Source organism: Janthinobacterium sp. PSRC1-1, assembly GCF_049897525.1.
Lineage (GTDB): Bacteria > Pseudomonadota > Gammaproteobacteria > Burkholderiales > Burkholderiaceae_D > Janthinobacterium > Janthinobacterium tructae.
Map to the genome: position 1 here is coordinate 91,775 of NZ_JAFCWK010000010.1, position 17,355 is coordinate 109,129.

17 protein-coding genes are annotated in these 17,355 nt (G+C 60.4%); 8 read left to right on the forward strand and 9 right to left on the reverse strand.

Going from position 1 to position 17,355, the window contains the following annotated elements:
• The first annotated feature begins 104 nt into the window (after positions 1 to 104).
• Entirely contained in the window at positions 105 to 1,553 is a 1,449-nt protein-coding gene (locus ACP7DW_RS20795; protein ID WP_426056477.1) for a dihydrolipoyl dehydrogenase, read from the forward strand.
• A gap of 164 nt (positions 1,554 to 1,717) precedes the next feature.
• A complete protein-coding gene (locus tag ACP7DW_RS20800) occupies positions 1,718 to 2,839 on the forward strand; it encodes an HD-GYP domain-containing protein (protein WP_426056476.1) in 1,122 nt (373 codons plus the stop codon).
• 9 nt (positions 2,840 to 2,848) lie between these two features.
• Here the strand turns inward: ACP7DW_RS20800 and ACP7DW_RS20805 are convergent, their stop codons facing one another.
• Positions 2,849 to 3,334 carry an SRPBCC family protein gene (locus ACP7DW_RS20805; RefSeq protein WP_071075013.1) on the reverse strand — a complete coding sequence of 162 codons (486 nt, stop codon included), beginning with the start codon at positions 3,332 to 3,334 and terminating at the stop codon, positions 2,849 to 2,851.
• Positions 3,335 to 3,543: 209 nt separating this feature from the next.
• On the opposite strand from ACP7DW_RS20805, the gene ACP7DW_RS20810 reads away from it, so the two are divergent.
• Positions 3,544 to 5,604, forward strand: coding sequence for a UvrD-helicase domain-containing protein (locus tag ACP7DW_RS20810; RefSeq protein ID WP_101483210.1), 2,061 nt, complete (start codon positions 3,544 to 3,546; stop codon positions 5,602 to 5,604).
• Between the two features lie 7 nt (positions 5,605 to 5,611).
• Here ACP7DW_RS20810 and ACP7DW_RS20815 read toward each other — a convergent pair whose 3' ends face one another.
• Positions 5,612 to 5,968, reverse strand: a complete 357-nt coding sequence (locus ACP7DW_RS20815; protein WP_131688131.1) for an addiction module antidote protein — start codon at positions 5,966 to 5,968, stop codon at positions 5,612 to 5,614.
• A complete protein-coding gene (locus ACP7DW_RS20820) occupies positions 5,965 to 6,342 on the reverse strand; it encodes a type II toxin-antitoxin system RelE/ParE family toxin (protein WP_426056475.1) in 378 nt (125 codons plus the stop codon). The genes ACP7DW_RS20815 and ACP7DW_RS20820 overlap by 4 nt, the downstream gene beginning before the upstream one ends.
• Positions 6,343 to 6,503: 161 nt before the next feature.
• On the opposite strand from ACP7DW_RS20820, the gene ACP7DW_RS20825 reads away from it, so the two are divergent.
• Positions 6,504 to 6,722, forward strand: coding sequence for a SlyX family protein (locus tag ACP7DW_RS20825; protein WP_070290273.1), 219 nt, complete (start codon positions 6,504 to 6,506; stop codon positions 6,720 to 6,722).
• Here ACP7DW_RS20825 and ACP7DW_RS20830 read toward each other — a convergent pair.
• Positions 6,719 to 7,114 carry a DUF6404 family protein gene (locus tag ACP7DW_RS20830; RefSeq protein WP_426056474.1) on the reverse strand — a complete coding sequence of 132 codons (396 nt, stop codon included), beginning with the start codon at positions 7,112 to 7,114 and terminating at the stop codon, positions 6,719 to 6,721. The two genes, ACP7DW_RS20825 and ACP7DW_RS20830, sit on opposite strands and share 4 nt — an antisense overlap.
• 248 nt (positions 7,115 to 7,362) lie before the next feature.
• On the opposite strand from ACP7DW_RS20830, the gene ACP7DW_RS20835 reads away from it, so the two are divergent.
• Positions 7,363 to 9,522, forward strand: coding sequence for a M3 family metallopeptidase (locus ACP7DW_RS20835; RefSeq protein ID WP_426056473.1), 2,160 nt, complete (start codon positions 7,363 to 7,365; stop codon positions 9,520 to 9,522).
• A 224-nt stretch (positions 9,523 to 9,746) separates the two neighbouring features.
• Positions 9,747 to 11,900 (forward strand): M3 family metallopeptidase, encoded by a 2,154-nt coding sequence (locus tag ACP7DW_RS20840; RefSeq protein WP_426056472.1) that lies wholly within the window; start codon positions 9,747 to 9,749, stop codon positions 11,898 to 11,900.
• A gap of 15 nt (positions 11,901 to 11,915) precedes the next feature.
• On the opposite strand, the gene ACP7DW_RS20845 is transcribed toward ACP7DW_RS20840, so the two are convergent.
• The 5 genes from ACP7DW_RS20845 to ACP7DW_RS20865 form a co-directional block, all read right to left on the reverse strand.
• On the reverse strand, positions 11,916 to 12,791 hold the full coding sequence (locus ACP7DW_RS20845) for a hypothetical protein (RefSeq protein WP_426056471.1): 876 nt from the start codon (positions 12,789 to 12,791) through the stop codon (positions 11,916 to 11,918).
• Positions 12,792 to 12,889: 98 nt separating this feature from the next.
• A complete protein-coding gene (locus ACP7DW_RS20850; RefSeq protein WP_426056470.1) occupies positions 12,890 to 13,768 on the reverse strand; it encodes a hypothetical protein in 879 nt (292 codons plus the stop codon).
• 57 nt (positions 13,769 to 13,825) lie between these two features.
• Entirely contained in the window at positions 13,826 to 14,701 is an 876-nt protein-coding gene (locus ACP7DW_RS20855; RefSeq protein WP_426056469.1) for a hypothetical protein, read from the reverse strand.
• Positions 14,698 to 15,984: a hypothetical protein gene (locus ACP7DW_RS20860; RefSeq protein WP_426056468.1), complete on the reverse strand. Its 1,287-nt coding sequence runs from the start codon at positions 15,982 to 15,984 to the stop codon at positions 14,698 to 14,700. The genes ACP7DW_RS20855 and ACP7DW_RS20860 overlap by 4 nt, the downstream gene beginning before the upstream one ends.
• On the reverse strand, positions 15,977 to 16,522 hold the full coding sequence (locus tag ACP7DW_RS20865) for a PAAR domain-containing protein (RefSeq protein WP_426056467.1): 546 nt from the start codon (positions 16,520 to 16,522) through the stop codon (positions 15,977 to 15,979). The genes ACP7DW_RS20860 and ACP7DW_RS20865 overlap by 8 nt, the downstream gene beginning before the upstream one ends.
• A 150-nt stretch (positions 16,523 to 16,672) precedes the next feature.
• On the opposite strand from ACP7DW_RS20865, the gene ACP7DW_RS20870 reads away from it, so the two are divergent.
• Together ACP7DW_RS20870 and ACP7DW_RS20875 are read left to right on the forward strand one after the other, a co-directional pair.
• Complete coding sequence (locus ACP7DW_RS20870; protein ID WP_071075021.1) at positions 16,673 to 16,882, forward strand: VF530 family DNA-binding protein; 210 nt, start codon at positions 16,673 to 16,675, stop codon at positions 16,880 to 16,882.
• Between the two features lie 12 nt (positions 16,883 to 16,894).
• Positions 16,895 to 17,173: a DUF4404 family protein gene (locus ACP7DW_RS20875; protein ID WP_071075022.1), complete on the forward strand. Its 279-nt coding sequence runs from the start codon at positions 16,895 to 16,897 to the stop codon at positions 17,171 to 17,173.
• Positions 17,174 to 17,355 lie beyond the last annotated feature (182 nt).

Here is a 17,355-nt window from a genome sequence, read left to right on the forward strand (position 1 = left end):
ATGATTAGTTATACTAATACATATATTGCAGCAAAGTAAAACCTTATTTTCGGCAAACGGGTAGTATCGAACGCTGTGAGCAACCTCAATGGATGGATAGCAGCATGAAGACGATACAAGTGGATGTGGCCGTGATCGGCGGCGGCACGGCCGGCATGACGGCGCACAAGGCGGCGCGCATGCAGGGCAAGCGCGTGCTGATGATCGAAAGCGGGCCGTACGGCACGACCTGCGCCAGGGTCGGCTGCATGCCCAGCAAGCTCTTGATCGCGGCGGCCGAGGCGGCCCATGCCGTGGCTGCCGCGCCGGCGTTTGGCGTGCATCCTGGCCCCGTGCGCATCGATGGCCGGCAAGTCATGGCCAGGGTGCGCAGCGAGCGCGACCGCTTTGTCGGCTTCGTCCTCGACGGCGTCAACGCCATCCCCGAGGAAGAAAAACTGCGCGGCCATGCGCGTTTTATTTCCCCCGGAAAATTGCAAGTCGATGAACACACGCTGGTGGAAGCGGCCAGCGTGGTGATCGCCACCGGTTCCACGGCCATCGTGCCGCCCGAGTGGCAGGCGGCGGGCGACAGGGTCATCACCAGCGACGCCGTGTTCGAGTGGACGGACTTGCCGCCATCGGTCGCCGTGGTCGGCGGCGGCGTCATCGGCCTGGAACTGGGCCAGGCGCTGGCGCGGCTGGGCGTGCGCGTGACCGTGTTTGCGCGCGGCAAAAAGATCGCGCAGCTGACGGACCCGCTGGTGCTGCGCGAGGCGGATGCCGTGCTGGCGCGCGAACTCGATATCCGCTTCCAGACCAGCGTGGCGCACGTGGCAAAAACGCCGGATGGCAGCGGCATTGTGCTCACCAGCCGCGATGGCGATGGTCAGGAAAAAACCGAGCAGTTCGCGTATCTGCTGGCCGCCATCGGCCGCCGTCCGAACGTGGACCAGATCGGCCTGGACACGGCGCAAATCGAGCTCGACCGCCACGGCATTCCCCTGCATGACCGGCACACCATGCAGTGCGGCAAGAGCGCCATCTTCATCGCCGGCGATGCCGACAACGCCTTGCCGCTGTTGCCCGAGGCGGCCGACGAGGGCCGCATCGCGGGCGAGAACGCGGCGCGCTTTCCGGATGTCAAACCGGGCTTGCGCCGCACGCCGTTGACGATCGCCTTCACGGAGCCACAGATCGCCACCCTGGGCGCCACCTACCAGCAACTGTGCGTGAGCCACGCGGGCCGCTTCGCCGTTGGTGCCGTGTCGTTCGGCAACCAGGGCCGCAGCCGCGTGATGCTGCAAAACCAGGGCTTGCTGCGCGTGTATGCGGAGTTCGGCAGCAAGCGTTTTCTCGGCGCCGAACTGATCGGCCCTCGGGCGGAACACCTGGGCCATCTGCTGGCCTGGGCATGCCAGGCGCAGCTGACGGTGCCGGCCATGCTCGACATGCCGTTTTACCACCCCGTCATCGAGGAAGGCGTGCGCACGGCCTTGCGCGAGCTGGCGCTGCACCTGGACAAAGACCCGGAACACGCGCCCGGCTGCGCCGATTGTTCGCCTGGCGTCTGATGCAATTTTGATATTTATACAATTTTGTAGACAAGCGCACATGATTGCGCGATCATCGCTGCCACATTGAAATATTGATTAAGAGCAAAAAACATTTCAATCGGTACATACCGCTGATGCCAGGATGGTAAAAACAAGCGGGTGCAGGCGATGATGGAGACGATGTGAAAATTCGGCGCATTTATGCGGGAGAACTCGCCCTGGGCGTGGCCCTGCCCTGGGACGTGCATGACGAGACGGGCAGCTTGCTGGCCAGGCTGGGCCATGTCATCAGCAGCGAGAACCAGATCGCCTTGCTGCTGGCGCGCGGCGTCATCGCCGATACCAGCGCCGACGTGCCGCGCACGGCCACGGAAGCGCCGTCGGCCCTGCGCATGCTGAACCTCGTCACGGCGGGGCTGGCCCTCGTCTTGCCGGTCATCGCGGCCGGGCAGGCGGGCAGCCACGCATCCTTGGCGGCGCTGGCGCAACTGGTGGAAGAGGCGGTGGTACTGGACGCCGACGTGGCGCTGGCCTGCATCTTGCACAACCAGGGCGCGGGCGATTTCGCCGTGCGCCACAGCGTCGACACGGCCGTCATCACGGCCTTGCTGGCGCGCGCGCTGAAGCTTGACGATGCCATCGTGCGCAGCGTGGTGCTGGCCGCACTGAGCATGAATGTGGGCATGCTGGAACGCCATGCGGATTTCCAGCACAAGGCGGGGCCGCTGGACGCGCAGGAACGCGCCTATTTGCGCGCCCATCCGCAAGCCGGTGTCGACTTGCTGCGCGCGGCGGGCGTCACGGACGCCGTTTGGCTGCAAGCCGTGCTGCAGCACCATGAAAATATCGATGGCAGCGGCTATCCGCTGGGCACGCAAGGCGAGGCGATCGGCATCGGCGCGCGCCTGATCATGCTGGCTGACCGCTATTGCGCGCGCGTCTCGAAGCGCAGCTACCGCCAGCCCTTGCTGCCGAACGTGGCCCTGCGTGAAATGCTGATGGCCGACAAGGCCACGCTGGATGCGCCGCTGGCCTCGCTGCTGGTGCGCGAGCTGGGCATCTACCCGGTCGGCACCTTCGTCAGATTACTCAATGGGGAAATCGGCGTCGTCACGCGCAAGGGCTTGAATGCCACGACGCCCCATGTGCAATCGCTGATCGGCCCGCGTGGCGCGCGCCTGGACGTGCCGCTGCGGCGCGATACGCGCGTCGACTTGCACGCCATCCGTGAAGTGCTCAGCGCGGAGCAGGCGGGGCTGCAGTTTCGCCCCGACCAGCTGTGGGGCAGCAGCGCACGCATTTAGCGCTGGTGTTTAATTGAGCAGCCCCGCATCGAGCCGCCCTTCGAGCGCCAGCTCGCGCATGATGCGCACGGTGTCGATGTCGGATTCCTTGTAGGCGGAGCGGCGGAAGTCGTCGTACAGCGCGTTGGCAGCATCGGTGGCCGCGTCGTGGCCGTCGTCGTATTGGAAGCGCACCCACAGGCTCGCTTCGTCGGGCATCTCGATGGTCATCACCAGCGAAGACGCGCTGATGTCCTGTTGCGCCGGCACTTCGTAGCGCACCTGCAGTTGCGGGATCAGCACCACCCTGTCGTTGATGACCAGCTCGCCATAGCGCAGGCTGCGCGCGAAACCGGCGTCGCTGCGCTCGCTGATCTGGCACTCGTCCAGGTGCGGCACGAACAGCCTGGGCGACTCGGCGCGCAAGACCAGGCCGCGCCAGACTTGTTCCAGGCTCAGGGTGTCGATCAGCGGGTTGAGCGGATCGTTGATTTCAATCAAGTGTTCAAATTTCATGGGACTGTCATTCGGTAAGTGGGCGCGCACGCGCGATATAGGCGGAATGGTACTCCAGCGCTGACATCGCCGCACGCATGGCATGGCCCAAGATGGCGGCAATTGGCGAGATATCAATGCCATTGCCTGTTTTTCACGCAGATCTTGCCGTGCAAATGGGGCGCGCGACGCTGTTACAATGGGCTGCTGTTCCCTGCGGAAATACCCTGATGTCCAAAGCACCACAGTTCGGTCTGAATGCGCCCCAAAGCGAAGCGGTTACCTACCTCGACGGCCCTTGCCTGGTGCTGGCGGGCGCCGGCTCGGGCAAGACGCGCGTGATCACGCAAAAGATCGCTCATCTGATCGAAGACCGGGGTTATGACCCGCGCACCATCGCCGCGCTGACCTTCACCAACAAGGCGGCGCTGGAGATGCAGGAGCGCATCGCCAAGCTCTTGAAGCAACCACGCCAGGCCAAGCAGTTGACGGTGTCGACCTTCCACTCGCTGGGCGTGAAAATCCTGCGCCAGGAAGCCAATGGCGTCGGATTGAAAGACCGCTTTTCCATCATGGACAGCGACGATTGTTTTTCCCTCGTGCAAGACTTGGCCATTACCACCGATAAACAGGTGATCCGTGGCATCCAGAACGCCATGTCCTTGTGGAAAAACGGTCTGATCGACCCGGACATGGCGCTGGCGCAAGCGAAGGACGAGGACGAGGCGAATGCGGCGCGCATCTACCGCAGCTATGTGGCAACGCTCTCCGCCTACCAGGCCGTCGATTTCGACGACTTGATCCGCTTGCCGGTGGAACTGTTCCGCAACAACGGTCCCGTGCGCGACAAGTGGCAGCGCCGCCTGCGCTACCTGCTCGTCGACGAATACCAGGACACGAACACCTGCCAGTACGAACTGGTCAAATTGATGGTGACGGGCATCGGCAAGAAGCCGATGTTTACGGCCGTGGGCGACGACGACCAGGCCATTTATGCCTGGCGCGGCGCCACCGTGGAAAACCTGAAGACGCTGGAGACGGATTTCCCCGACTTGCGCGTGATCAAACTGGAGCAGAATTACCGCTCCACCATGCGCGTGCTCAACGCGGCCAATGCCGTCATCGGCAACAACCCGAAACTGTTTGAAAAGTCGCTGTGGTCGGAACATGGCCTGGGCGAGCCGATCAAGGTGCTGGGCATGCAGACGGACGAGCAGGAGGCGGAGCAGGTGGCCATCATGATCTCGGCCGACCATTTTGAGCGCAAGAACAAGTTTTCCGATTATGCGATTTTGTACCGGGGCAACCACCAGGCGCGCATCATCGAGCAGTGTCTGCGCAAGGAACGCATCCCGTACACGATCTCCGGTGGCCAGAGCTTCTTCGACAAGGCCGAGATCAAGGACATCATCAGTTATCTGCGCCTGCTGGCCAACGAAGACGACGATCCGGCCTTCATTCGCGCCGTGACGACGCCGCGCCGTGGCGTGGGCCAGTCGACCCTGGAGGTGCTGGGCGCGTTCTCGGGCCAGTGGCAGTGCTCGCTGTTCCAAGCCGTTTTTAAAGGCGGCATCGAGGCCAAGCTGACGGACCGCCAACTGGGGCCATTGCGCGACTTCTGCAACTTCATCAACGACCTCGAATCGCGCGCCAGCCGTCCCGGCGCGGCCGGCAGCGGCGACAACGCGGCCGAAGTGCTGGACGACATGATGAAGGAAATCCACTACGAATCGTATCTGTACGATGCCTTCGAGGAACGGCAAGCGCAAAGCAAGTGGCAGAACGTGCTGGAATTCGTCAACTGGCTCAAGGAACGGGGCAGGGGCGGCAAGGACCGCGACGGCGAAGAAAAGAACGTGCTGGAACTGACGCAGATGGTGGCCCTGATGACCATGCTCGAAGGCAAGGACGAAGAGCAGGACGCCGTGCGCATGTCCACCCTGCACGCGTCAAAGGGTCTGGAATTCCCGCACGTGTTTCTGGTCGGTGTGGAAGAGGGCATCTTGCCGCACAAGGGCGACCCCGACGCGCCGGCCGAAACCATCGCCGCGCGCATCCAGGAAGAGCGCCGCCTGATGTATGTGGGCATTACGCGCGCCCAGCGCACCTTGCACGTCACCTGGTGCAAGAAGCGCAAGCGGGCCGGTGAGCAAGTCCATTGCGACCCGTCGCGTTTCATCAAGGAAATGCAACTTGACGTGGGCGACGCCGTGCCGACCGAGTCGGAAATCATTTCGCCGAAAGAACGTCTGGCGCGCATGAAGGCCTTGCTGGCCACGCCGAAAGTGTAAGCGGCGTTCAGGCTTCCACGGCGCCGTCCGGCGTGGTTTTTGGCACGATGGCCAGCTGCATGCCCAGCGCATCGAGCATCTTTAAAATGGTTTCAAAGCGCGGTTTACTGCCTTCGCGCAAGGCTTTATAGGCGCCTTCGCGCGTGATGTCGGCCCGGGCCGCCACCTTGCCCATGCCATAGGCACGCACCACGTCGTTCATGGCCGACTGGAACAGTTCGGCGTTGCCGGTGGCGACGATTTCGCTCATGTAGGCGGCCACGGCGGCCTTGCTGGTCAGGTGTTGCGTTGGGTCAAATTTGCTCAGGCCTAATGCTTCCAGGTCGTCGAGATCGAAGGTGTCGCTATGGATGTCTTGGTTCATTTCTTTCGTGCTCCTGTGGATGCCGCCGCCGCTTTCTTCAGGGCCGCCTGCCGGGCTTTCAAGTCCCTGAGGATCGTCTGCGCCTGCCGGATGTCGCGTTGCTGGCTCGATTTATTGCCACCCAGCAGCAGCAAGATCAGGGTGCCCCGATTCGTTTCGTGAAAATACACGCGCCAGCCGGGTCCCGTCTGCAAAAAACGCAGCTCGCACACGCCTTCGCCCACTGGCCGCCAGTCGCCCTTTTTGCCGTGCTGCAAATGCTTGATGCGCGCGTCAATGGCGGCGGCCGCCACGTCGTGCAGGGAGTCTTCCCAGCGGCGGTATTCGGCCGTCTTGCGCGTGTCGATCAGGTCAGGCAAAGTGGATACGTCCATTGTAATCGTTTGTTCTCATTCGTCAAGCGGTTTGATTCAGCCATCAGGGAAGAATAGGCAGAAATGGCCACCTGACCGATGGGGAATGGACGAGGTTTGTGCTGGCTCACGCCGCTGCGGCGGTAGAATGCCGCTTTCAGTCAGGAATCATCGAGAGCACCATGGACAATGCAGAACAGATGGAAACACGTTTCGTCGATATCGAAATCAAGCTGGCGCAGCAGGAAGACCTGGTCGAATCGCTGAACCAGATGGTGTACCAGCAGGGCAAGCGCATCGACCAGCTCGAAGCGATGCTGCACAAGCTGGGCGAACACGTGCGCGACGGGGCGCAGCAGGCAAACGGCGGACTGGTGAACGAACGTCCGCCGCACTATTAATCAAAGGAATTGCCTGGGGACCGTTGCTCGTCCAGCGCGGTCCATGCCGGCAACGGGTGCTTGCGCCGGTCGCGGGCATAGACGCTGGCCATGGCGATGCCAAACAGCAGGCCTGCGACACACGCCACCGCCACCGCCACCGCGATCCAGGCAGAGTGCCGCGTCGCGGCGCCCTGGAACCAGCCGAACAGGCCCATGAACACGCCCATGAAAAAACCAAACCAGCTGCCTGTGAGGAGCGCGGCGGACTGGAAAGACTGGAAATGCGGCGGTGCGATCTGGACGCCGGCCTTCCATAACAAGCGGATGAGTGGCGGCGCGTAATGGCTGCGCATCATACCTGTCGCTTGCAGTAATTCCAGGGCGCGTGTCTTGCGGTGCTCAAAGCTCATGGATTCTCCGGTTGCCGAATGGATACTATATGTCATACAGGTCAGCTGAGCATTGATATTTTTCATTGTTGCGGGCAGGGGAGCTGCCGTATCGGCGTGCATGTCCGGAGAGTCGGGCATGAAAACCTCTCGTGTATGGACGTATCGCTACCATCGGTTTTGCGGGTGACGCAAGTGTGTCAGGCTGTTATTATTTCAGGCTGGCCCGCGACACAATCGCGGCTCTCTTGCGTTTCTTGAAAGAAGACATGACCCGTCCTACAATGCTCGTCATCGCCGCCAGCCTGATGCTGGCACCAGCCGCCGCCGCTTTTGCCGCCACCACCGTGCCCACCACTGCCGCTACCGCGGCCGCCGCCTTGCCCGCTTCAAACCCGTTCGCGCAAGCGAGCAGCCTGCCGTTCCACTATCCACCGTTCGACAAGGTGCAGGACGCCGACTACGCACCCGCCTTTACGGCCGGCATGGCCGCCAACCTGGCGGAAATCGACGCGATTGCGAATAACCCGAAAGTGGCCACGTTCGACAACACCATCGTCGCCATGGAGCGCTCGGGCCAGCTGCTGAGCCGCGTGCGCACCGTGTTTTCCGTGATGTCCGGCTCGAACACGAATGAGACGATCCAGGGCCTGGAACGCGAGCTGGCGCCGAAAATGGCGGCCCACAGCGACGCGGTCATGCTCAACGACAAGTTGTTCAAGCGCATCGACAGCCTGTACGCCAAGCGCGACAAGCTGGGCCTCGATGCCGAATCGAAGCGTTTGCTCGAACGCTATCACACCGATTTTGTACGCGCGGGCGCCAAGCTGTCGGCGGCGGACAAGCAAAAGCTGCGCGCCTACAACGGCCAGCTGGCGGCCCTGTCGACCAAGTTCGCGCAGAACGTGCTGAAAGAACTGAACGCGTCGGCCGTCGTCGTCGATACGCGCGAAGAACTCGACGGCCTGTCGCCGGCCGCCATCGAAGTGGCCGCCGGCCTGGCCAAGAAGCGCGACCTCGATGGCAAATATGTGATCGCCCTCGTCAACACGACGGGCCAGGCGCCGCTGTCGCTGCTGACCAACCGCGCCGTGCGCGAACGCATCATGGCCGCATCGCAAGCGCGCGGCAGCCGTGGCGGCGAGTTCGACAACACAGCCGAAGTGCTGGAACTGGCAAAACTGCGCGCCGAACGTGCCGCGCTGATGGGCTACCCGAACTACGCGGCGTATTCGCTGGAAGACCAGACGGCGCACGATACCACCGCCGTGAACGCTCTGCTGGGCGAACTGGCGAAGCCGGCCGTCGTCAATGCGCGGCGTGAAGCGGACGATATCCAGAAGGTCATCGATGCAGGCAAAGGCGGCTTCAAGGTCGGCGCCGCCGACTGGGCTTTCTATAGCGACAAGGTGCGCGCCGAACGCTACAACTTCGATGAAAATCAGTTGAAACCGTACTTTGAAATGCACAGCGTATTGACCAAAGGCGTGTTCTTTGCCGCTGGCAAGTTGTACGGCCTCACCTTCAAGCAGCGCACCGACTTGCCCGTCTACACGGCCGACATGCTGGTGTACGACGTCTTCAATGAAGACGGCACGCAGCTGGCCATCTTCACCCTGGACCCTTACGCGCGCAGCAACAAGCGCGGCGGCGCCTGGGCGAATGCCTACGTGGGCCAGTCGAGCTTGCTGAACCGCAAGCCGGTGATCGCGAATAACCTCAACATTCCGAAGCCGGAAGCGGGCCAGCCGACCCTGATGACGTTTGACGAAGTCAACACCATGTTCCACGAATTCGGCCATGCGCTGCACGGCATGTTTTCGAACGTGAAATACCCGCGTTTCGCCGGCACCAGCGTGCCGCGCGACTTCGTCGAGTACCCGTCGCAAGTCAATGAAATGTGGGCGCTGTGGCCGGAAGTGCTGCAAAACTACGCCAAGCACTACCAGACGGGCGCGGCCATCCCGGCCGAGCTGCTGGCCAAAGTGACGGCGGCCGACAATTTCAACCAGGGCTATAAAACCACGGAATACCTGGCGTCGGCCCTGCTGGACCAGCGCTGGCACCAGCTGACCCCGGCACAGATCCCCACCGACGTGCTGGCGTTTGAAAAAACCGCCTTGAGCGAGGCGGGCGTCGATTTCGCCCCGGCGCCGCCGCGCTACCGCACCACGTACTTTTCGCACGCGTTCGCGGGCGGCTATTCGGCCGGCTACTACGCGTATCTGTGGTCGGAAAAGCTCGATGCCGATACGGTCGAGTGGTTCAAGGAAAACGGCGGCCTGACGCGCAAGAATGGCGACTGGTTCAGAGCCAAGTTGCTGTCACGCGGCGGCAGCGCCGATGCGCTCGACATCTACCGCAACTTCCGCGGCCGCGATGCGAAGATCGAGCCGCTGCTGCAACGCCGTGGCTTGAACGGCAAGTAATCCCCCGTCACCGGCCTGGCCGGTGCGGAACATCGATGGCCGCCCGGCAACGGGCGGCCATTTTTATTTGGCGATTCTGTTTGAAAACCGTGGTAAACCGCGCAGTTGGCGTGATGCACCACAGGATCGCCCATGTTGGATGACGCCTGTGTGACAGGCTGCTATGATCTGCCACTGGCCCGCGACGCGATCGCGGTTCTTCCCCGCGCTTCCTGAAAGATGTCATGATCCGTCCACAACTGCTCGTCATCGCCGCCAGCGTCATGCTGGCCCACGCCGCTCCATCCGCCCTGGCCGCCACCACCGCAAAATCCGCGCCTGCCGCCGCCGTCAGCGCCCAGAATCCCCTGTTGAAAGTCAGCCCGCTGCCATTCCAGATGCCGCAGTTCGGCCTGATCAAGGATGCTCACTACGCGCCGGCGTTTGCCGAAGGCATGAAACGCCAGTTGGCTGAAGTCAATGCGATTGCCAACAACCGCCAGGCGCCCACGTTCGAGAACACCATCGTGGCCCTCGAGCGCACGGGGCAGCTGCTGCACCGCGTGCAAAGCATCTTCAGCAACATGACCTCGACCAACACGAACAGCGTGCTCGAAGCGGTGGAAGTGGATGTGTCGCCCAAGCTGGCCGCGCATGGCGATGCGATCACTCTGAACCCGAAACTGTTCGTCCGCATCGACACCCTGTACGCCAAGCGCGACAAGCTGGGTCTCGATGCCGAATCCTTGCGCTTGCTGGAACGCTATCACACGGATTTCGTGCGCGCCGGCGCCAAGCTGTCCGATGCGGACAAGGAAAAACTGAAAGCCTACAACGCCGAGCAGGCGGGCCTGGAAACGGCCTTCGCGCAAAACGTGCTGAAGGAAACGAATGCCAAGAGCATCGTCGTCGACACGCGCGCCGAACTGGCAGGCATGACGGACAGCGATATCGATACGGCTGCCGCTGCCGCCAAGGAACGCGGCTTGACGGGCAAGTTCCTCATCGCCCTGGTCAACACCAGCGGCCAGCCGCCATTGGCTGTATTGACGGATCGCAAGACACGCCAGCGTTTGATGGATGCTTCCTTGAATCGTGGCAGCCAGGGCGGCGAGTTCGACAACCGCGCCATTGTGCTGAAGCTGGCAAAACTGCGCGCCGAACGGGCCACCCTGCTCGGTTACGCCAATTACGCCGCGTATTCGCTGGAAGATCAGACGGCCAAGACGACGACCGCCGTCAACACCCTGCTGTCGGAACTGGCCAAACCGGCCGTCGCCAACGCGCGCCGCGAAGCGGCCGACCTGCAGCAAGTGGTCGATGCGGAAAAGGGCGGTTTCCAGGTGGCAGCGGCCGACTGGGCCATCTACACGGACAAGCTGCGCAAGCAGCGTTTCAATTTTGATGAAAACGAGCTGAAACCGTATCTGGAACTCAACAGCGTGCTGAACAACGGCGTCTTCTTTGCCGCCAACAAGCTGTACGGCATCAGTTTCAAAGAACGCAAGGATTTACCGGTGTACAACCCGGACGTGCGCGTCTACGACGTGCTCGACGCCAACGGCAAGCCGCTGGCCCTGTTCATCGCCGACTTCTATGCGCGCGGCAACAAGCATGGCGGCGCGTGGATGAATGAATACGTGTCGCAGTCAATGCTGATGGGCACGCATCCCGTGGTCGCCAACCAGTTGAACATTCCGAAGCCGCCGGCCGGCCAGCCGACCTTGCTGACGTTCGATGAAGTGACGACCATGTTCCACGAATTCGGCCATGCGCTGCACGGCATGTTTTCGAACGTGAAATACCCGCGCTTTGCCGGCACCAGCGTGCCGAGCGACTTCGTCGAGTACCCATCGCAAGTCAATGAAATGTGGTCGGTCTGGCCGGAAGTGCTGCAAAATTACGCCAAGCACTACCAGAGCGGCGCGGCCATGCCGCAGGAATTGCTCGATAAAGTCACGGCGGCGAAGAAATTCAATCAGGGCTTCATGACCACCGAATACCTGTCGGCGGCCCTGCTGGATCAGCGCTGGCACCAGCTGGCGCCAAGCCAGATCCCGACGGACGTGCTGGCCTTTGAAGCGGCATCGCTGAAAGACGCTGGTGTCGACTACGCGCCCGTGCCGCCGCGCTACCGCACCAGCTACTTCTCGCACAGCTTCTCGGGCGGCTACTCGGCGGCCTATTACGCCTACCTGTGGTCGGAAAAGCTGGACGCGGAATCGGTCAACTGGTTCAAGGAAAACGGCGGCCTGACGCGCAAGAATGGCGACTGGTTCCGCAGCAAATTGCTGTCGCGCGGCGGCAGCGTCGATGCGCTGCAGCTGTTCCGTGACTTCCGCGGCCGCGACGCCACCGTGGAACCGCTGCTGGAACGCCGCGGCTTGAACGCCAAATAGAAAAGTGCGTGCGCCTCAATGATTCCAGAATTCATTGAGGTCATCCTGATACTCCGAATCAGGATAGAGCGGCTGGCGCGGCGGGCGTTCAGGCATGGGATAGCCGTGCTTGCGCGTCCAGGCGCGCAGGTCGGCAATCACGCCGGGCCGTTCGCCGGCCGGGCATTCGTGCAGGCATAGCCACTGCTTGCCCTGCATGCCGATGACGGGTTTGGGCGGGTCTTCAAAGCGCGACCAGCCCACCAGCTCGCCAATGAAGTTGCCGCGCTTGCTGTAGGTGGTGACGTCGATATATGGTTGCCCGGGGTCGTACAGCTGAGCGGTCCATTCGCGGCAGCCGACATGGCCGCGAGGGTCGCTGGATCGCCATCCGGTGTCGTAACGATGGGAATCAACGATGGTGCACACGGCCGGAGAAAAGCTGACATCACCAGGAATGCCTTGGTTCCAATCGGCAAATGCGTATGGTTTGCTGGTCGGATCGTTGGTGCGGATCAGGACCAGACTTTCAATAATGGAGCGCTTGGCGTTGAACTGGGACAGAAAAGAATTGGTGTTGAGCACACGGCCATGCTCATCAAACGAGATAGAGAGCGTTGAAATTGAGCCCGTCTTTGATGCAATGCTGCTAGCAGTGGATGCAAATAGCGCAATGGCATCAAGATAAATCCAGTTTTTCCCATTCTTCCCATCCGAGAGATTGTATTTGATGGCTGACTTGATCTCTGCTTTCATGCCTTCGGCCGAATCGATCAAAATCACATAACGTATCTTCCAAGGAACGTCTAACCATTCACGCGAAGGATCACGTTCCACTGTGGCTGGGGAGGCGTGAACGCCGCTAACCGCGTACATCAAAGTAATCACGGCACAAAAGAAGCGATGGTTCATCATGTTTCCATTGTATTGATCGTTGGGTAAAGGCAATGATTCGCAGTGTTTCATTCGGACGGCAAACACCTGCCTGCCTCGATGTGAGGTGTTTTCCTTCAGTAATTCCAGAATTCGTTGAGGTCATCCTGATACTCCGAATCAGGATAGAGCGGCTGGCGCGGCGGGCGCTCGGGCATGGGGAAACCGTGCTTGCGCGTCCAGGCGCGCAGGTCGGCAATCACGCCGGGCCGCTCGCCGGCCGGGCATTCGTGCAGGCATAGCCACTGCTTGCCCTGCATGCCGATGACGGGTTTGGGCGGGTCTTCAAAGCGTGACCAGCCCACCAGCTCGCCAATGAAGTTGCCGCGCTTGCTGTAGGTGGTGACGTCGATATACGGCTGCCCGGGGTCGTACAGCTGGGCGGTCCATTCGCGGCAGCCGACATGGCCGCTAGGGTCGTCCTTTTTCCAGTTAATCTCATAGCGAAAGGCATCGAGAGTGCTACAGACGGCGGGTGAAAAGGATGAGTCGCCGGGAATGCCCTGATCCCAATTTGCAATCTTGTAAGGCTTCTCATACGGTTCGTTGTTGCGGGTAAGGACGAGGCTGCGGATGAGAGATATCTTGCCGGTATATTGCGACAATACAGGATCGTTGTTTATAACGCGGCCATTGCGATCAAACGAGATCAGCACGGTGGCAGTATGCGCGGTCTTCGAAGTGATAACTTGCGTCGATTGCGTAAAGAGCTCTTTGGCGTTCAGGTAAACATACGGTTCTGATTGTTTACCGTCGAAGGCATTACGTTTTTTTGCAAATTGAATACTCCGCCTCATGTACTTTTGCGCATCCATGAACAAGACATAGCGGATTTCCCAGCGGTTATCGAGCCACTCTCTGGAAGGATCACGTTTTTTTGTCGAGGATGCTGCGTGAGTGGTGCTGGCTCCAAAGATCAGTGCTGCAAGAACGCGGAAGAAGAAAGTGACTTTCATCGTTTTTTCTCATGTTCACAGATTGCAGCTAGCGCGACTGCGTGATCGTGTTTTCTTTCAGTAATTCCAGAATTCGTTCAGATCATCCTGGTATTCCGAATCAGGATAGAGCGGCTGGCGCGGCGGGCGTTCTGGCATGGGATAGCCGTGCTTGCGCGTCCAGGCGCGCAGGTCGGCAATCACGCCGGGCCGTTCGCCGCCCGGGCATTCGTGCAGGCATAGCCACTGCTTGCCCTGCATGCCGATGACGGGTTTGGGCGGGTCTTCAAAGCGTGACCAGCCCACCAGCTCGCCAATGAAGTTGCCGCGCTTGCTGTAGGTGGTGACGTCGATATATGGTTGCCCGGGGTCGTACAGCTGAGCGGTCCATTCGCGGCAGCCGACATTGCCGCGGAAGTCGTCTGATTGCCAATAAGGACCGTAGCGATGAGAGTCCAATGTGGTGCACACGGCCGGCGAAAAGCTGACATCACCAGGAATGCCTTGGTCCCAATCGGCAAATGCGTATGGTTTGCTGGTCGGATCGCTGGTGCGGATCAGAACCAGACTGTTTATATATGAGAGCTTGCCCATGAATGGCGATAGAACGGGATCCTTGTTCATGACGCGGCCATTTCGATCAAACGAGATAAGCACGGCAGCGACAGGTGCTGAGCCTGATCCCCTAAGTGCAATAATTTTGGCGAAGAGTTCCTGAGCCTCGAGATATACCATGGGCTCCTCATGCTTCCCGTCTAATGCATTCATGCTTTTGGCGATGGCAATACCAGTCGCCATATGTTTTTTGGAATTGAGGAAAAGGACATAACGTATGCTCCAGGATTTATCGAACCATTGGCGTGAAGGACGCTGTTTTGTCTCCACAGTATTGGCTTTTGCGCTGCTGGCTACGCAGGCCAAGGCGCATAAGATCAGCGGAAATAGATAGTTCATAAAATTTGAGGGTCATTCAGAGTGAGATGAAGATGATCGGCATGAATTGTTTCGTTTTTGCTACGTTGTTCATTGGCGGTCTGAGGAGATTGATCACGGGTGTCTGCTTCCATGTACCAAGGGTCAAAAACTTGTTTAACTGATGGATTTTTTTGTAATTGTTGCCGCAGTTCCTGCATTAATTTAGGTTCATTTAGATTGCGTTCGTCGTTCCACCTAGCCCTTGCTAGCCTTTCTTTGTTAATTTTTTCTATTTTCTCTTTTTGTGTTGATTCAGTTTGCGTTGCGATGCGTTCGCCAGAAATTGCACGCGCCTGCTGCTCTGCCAATATGAGCTCGTCATATAACTGCTTTTCCCGTGCGCGAATATTCGGATTCCTGCCCCCCGCGCCAGTCAGTCCGACGCGGTTGATGTGCACTGTTTGACTGGCGTTGGCGATGTAGACGATATCGAGTCCCAGGCCGGCGCCGTGGGCGATTGAACCGAGCATGGGACGCCAGCACGAGGTCACATGCACTTCGGTGACGCCGGCCTTGTGCGCTTCGCTCAGTAGCGCGGCGAAGGCGGCCGGGTGGGTGCGCGGCAGCACGTCCTTGAGCAGGGAGCAGTAGGTGATGTTGGCGCGTGCATTCTCGGAATCGGCGAAGGCTACGCGCAAGGCATGCGCCGGCGCCCCGTCGCTGGCGGGGAACTGGACCAGCAGTTGCGCGGCGGGCAGGCCGCTGTAGATGGCGCGCACGGCGACGCGCACGGGGGGCGGGGTTTCTGGCGGCAGGATGGCGTCGGCTTGCGCCGCCGTATACAGATGCGAAATCTGCATCCAGATGTCACCCGTCAGCAGGGCCTTGTAGCAATCGACGGCGCGCTCGCCGGGCTGGCCCGCCTGGCGCGTGACCGAGGTGCCCACCACGGCGCGCGCATGGCCGATGCGGCCTGGCTGTTCCGTGATGACGACCTCGACGTCATGCTCGCCCACTTGCAGCGCATACACGGGTTCACGCCGGAAATCGGGGTGCACATCGCTGTTGAGAAACAAGGCGACACGCGCGCCCGGTGCCACCAGCAACTCGATGCTGCGCTTGCTGCCGCTCAGCTTGCGCATATTGGGGGCGGCTTCCTGCACCTTGCCATCGATCGATACGCGGTACGGCAGCGCAAGGTCGCGTTTTGTCGCGCTCGTATCGAAGACGTAGCGCACCTTGCGCCGGGCGCTGACATTGACCGTCGTCAGCGAAGTGCTTGCCGTCAGCGTGCCTGTCGCGGCAGGCGCTGCTTCAGTCATGCTCGCCGCCAGGCTCCGTCGCCGGTGTCTGTGCGCTGGTTTCCCAGAATAACTGGACGCTGGCCGGGTCGTGGCCGCTGACCGTCCCGGTGCGGCCGTCGCTGTCGGTCACGCCGCGTACCGTGCGTCCATCGGGCAACAGCATGCGGTACGGCAGGCCCGCCACCGGTGCGCCCGACTCTTCATCGAGCGCGCGGAAGGCCGCGCTGTAGTTGCCAGCGGCGGCAGCGGGCGCCATGGTGGCCGCTACTGTTGCCGGCGCTGCCGCCGGCGCATCGTCGATCTGCATCGTATGCTGGGTCGCCATCAGCTGGGCGCCGCATGCCGTGCGCATGCCATCCACGGCGGTGCCGATGCCGGCATACGTATGAAAATCCAGGCCTTCGGCGATAGGAAAGTTGCCCTTGCATTGAGGGCAGAAGGTCATGTGACCCCGCTGCGCCACCTGGCGCCCGTTGGTAGTCACGTTGGGATTGCCTTCCAGTACTTTACCGCCGTGGCTGGTGGGATCGCCCTTGCAGATGACTGCGCGCATCATTTGCTTCTCCTGCAGAAACAAAAGTTTCAATGTAACGGGCTGGGAAATTGGCAAGCTGATCTGGCGCAAGTGAGTGCCTTGCGGGAGCGGATGGGCAAGAGGATTTATGGCAGAATCGTGCCTGCCAACTTTTACGAGTAAGATAAAGCCATGAGCAAGGAACTGCAGGGCCTCACGCTGGAAACCATCCTGACGCGTCTACAATGCCATTACGGCTGGGATGGTCTGAGCAAGCACATCGATATCAATTGCTTCATCAGCGATCCCAGCATCAAGTCGAGCCTGAAGTTTTTGCGCAAGACCCCGTGGGCCAGGAGCAAGGTGGAACAATTGTTTCTGGACACGCAATTTACTGACTGACAGGAAAAAGATATGGATAGCAAACTCAAGGAATCGCTGCAACAGCTGCAATCGACCATCGCATCTGGCGATCCTGTGGATGAAGAAACGCATGGTTTGCTGCAAAAGCTCAATGGTGATATTCAGCAACTGCTGGAAAAGCGCGCCGCGCAGGAACAGGACGAAGAGTCGACCACATATGGCCTGGCCGAGCGCAGCCAGGAATTGTCGGCCAAGTTCGCCGTCAAGCACCCGAAACTGGAGCCGGCGCTGCGGGAGTTGGGTGAGATTTTAGCGAATATGGGTATCTGATCGGGGGCAGTCGCTTCGCGATCGCAATGCACCCCACTGGGGCGCATTGCCCCCTCGGGTCTGCCCCATTTGTCCCAAGTAGTTGAAAAATAAACGTTTTTTGTACTGAAATCCAACAGTAAAAAGCAGGCCGTCAGGTTGGAAATGGCCAATTCCGGTACAATCCGTACCCTATGAGCTCC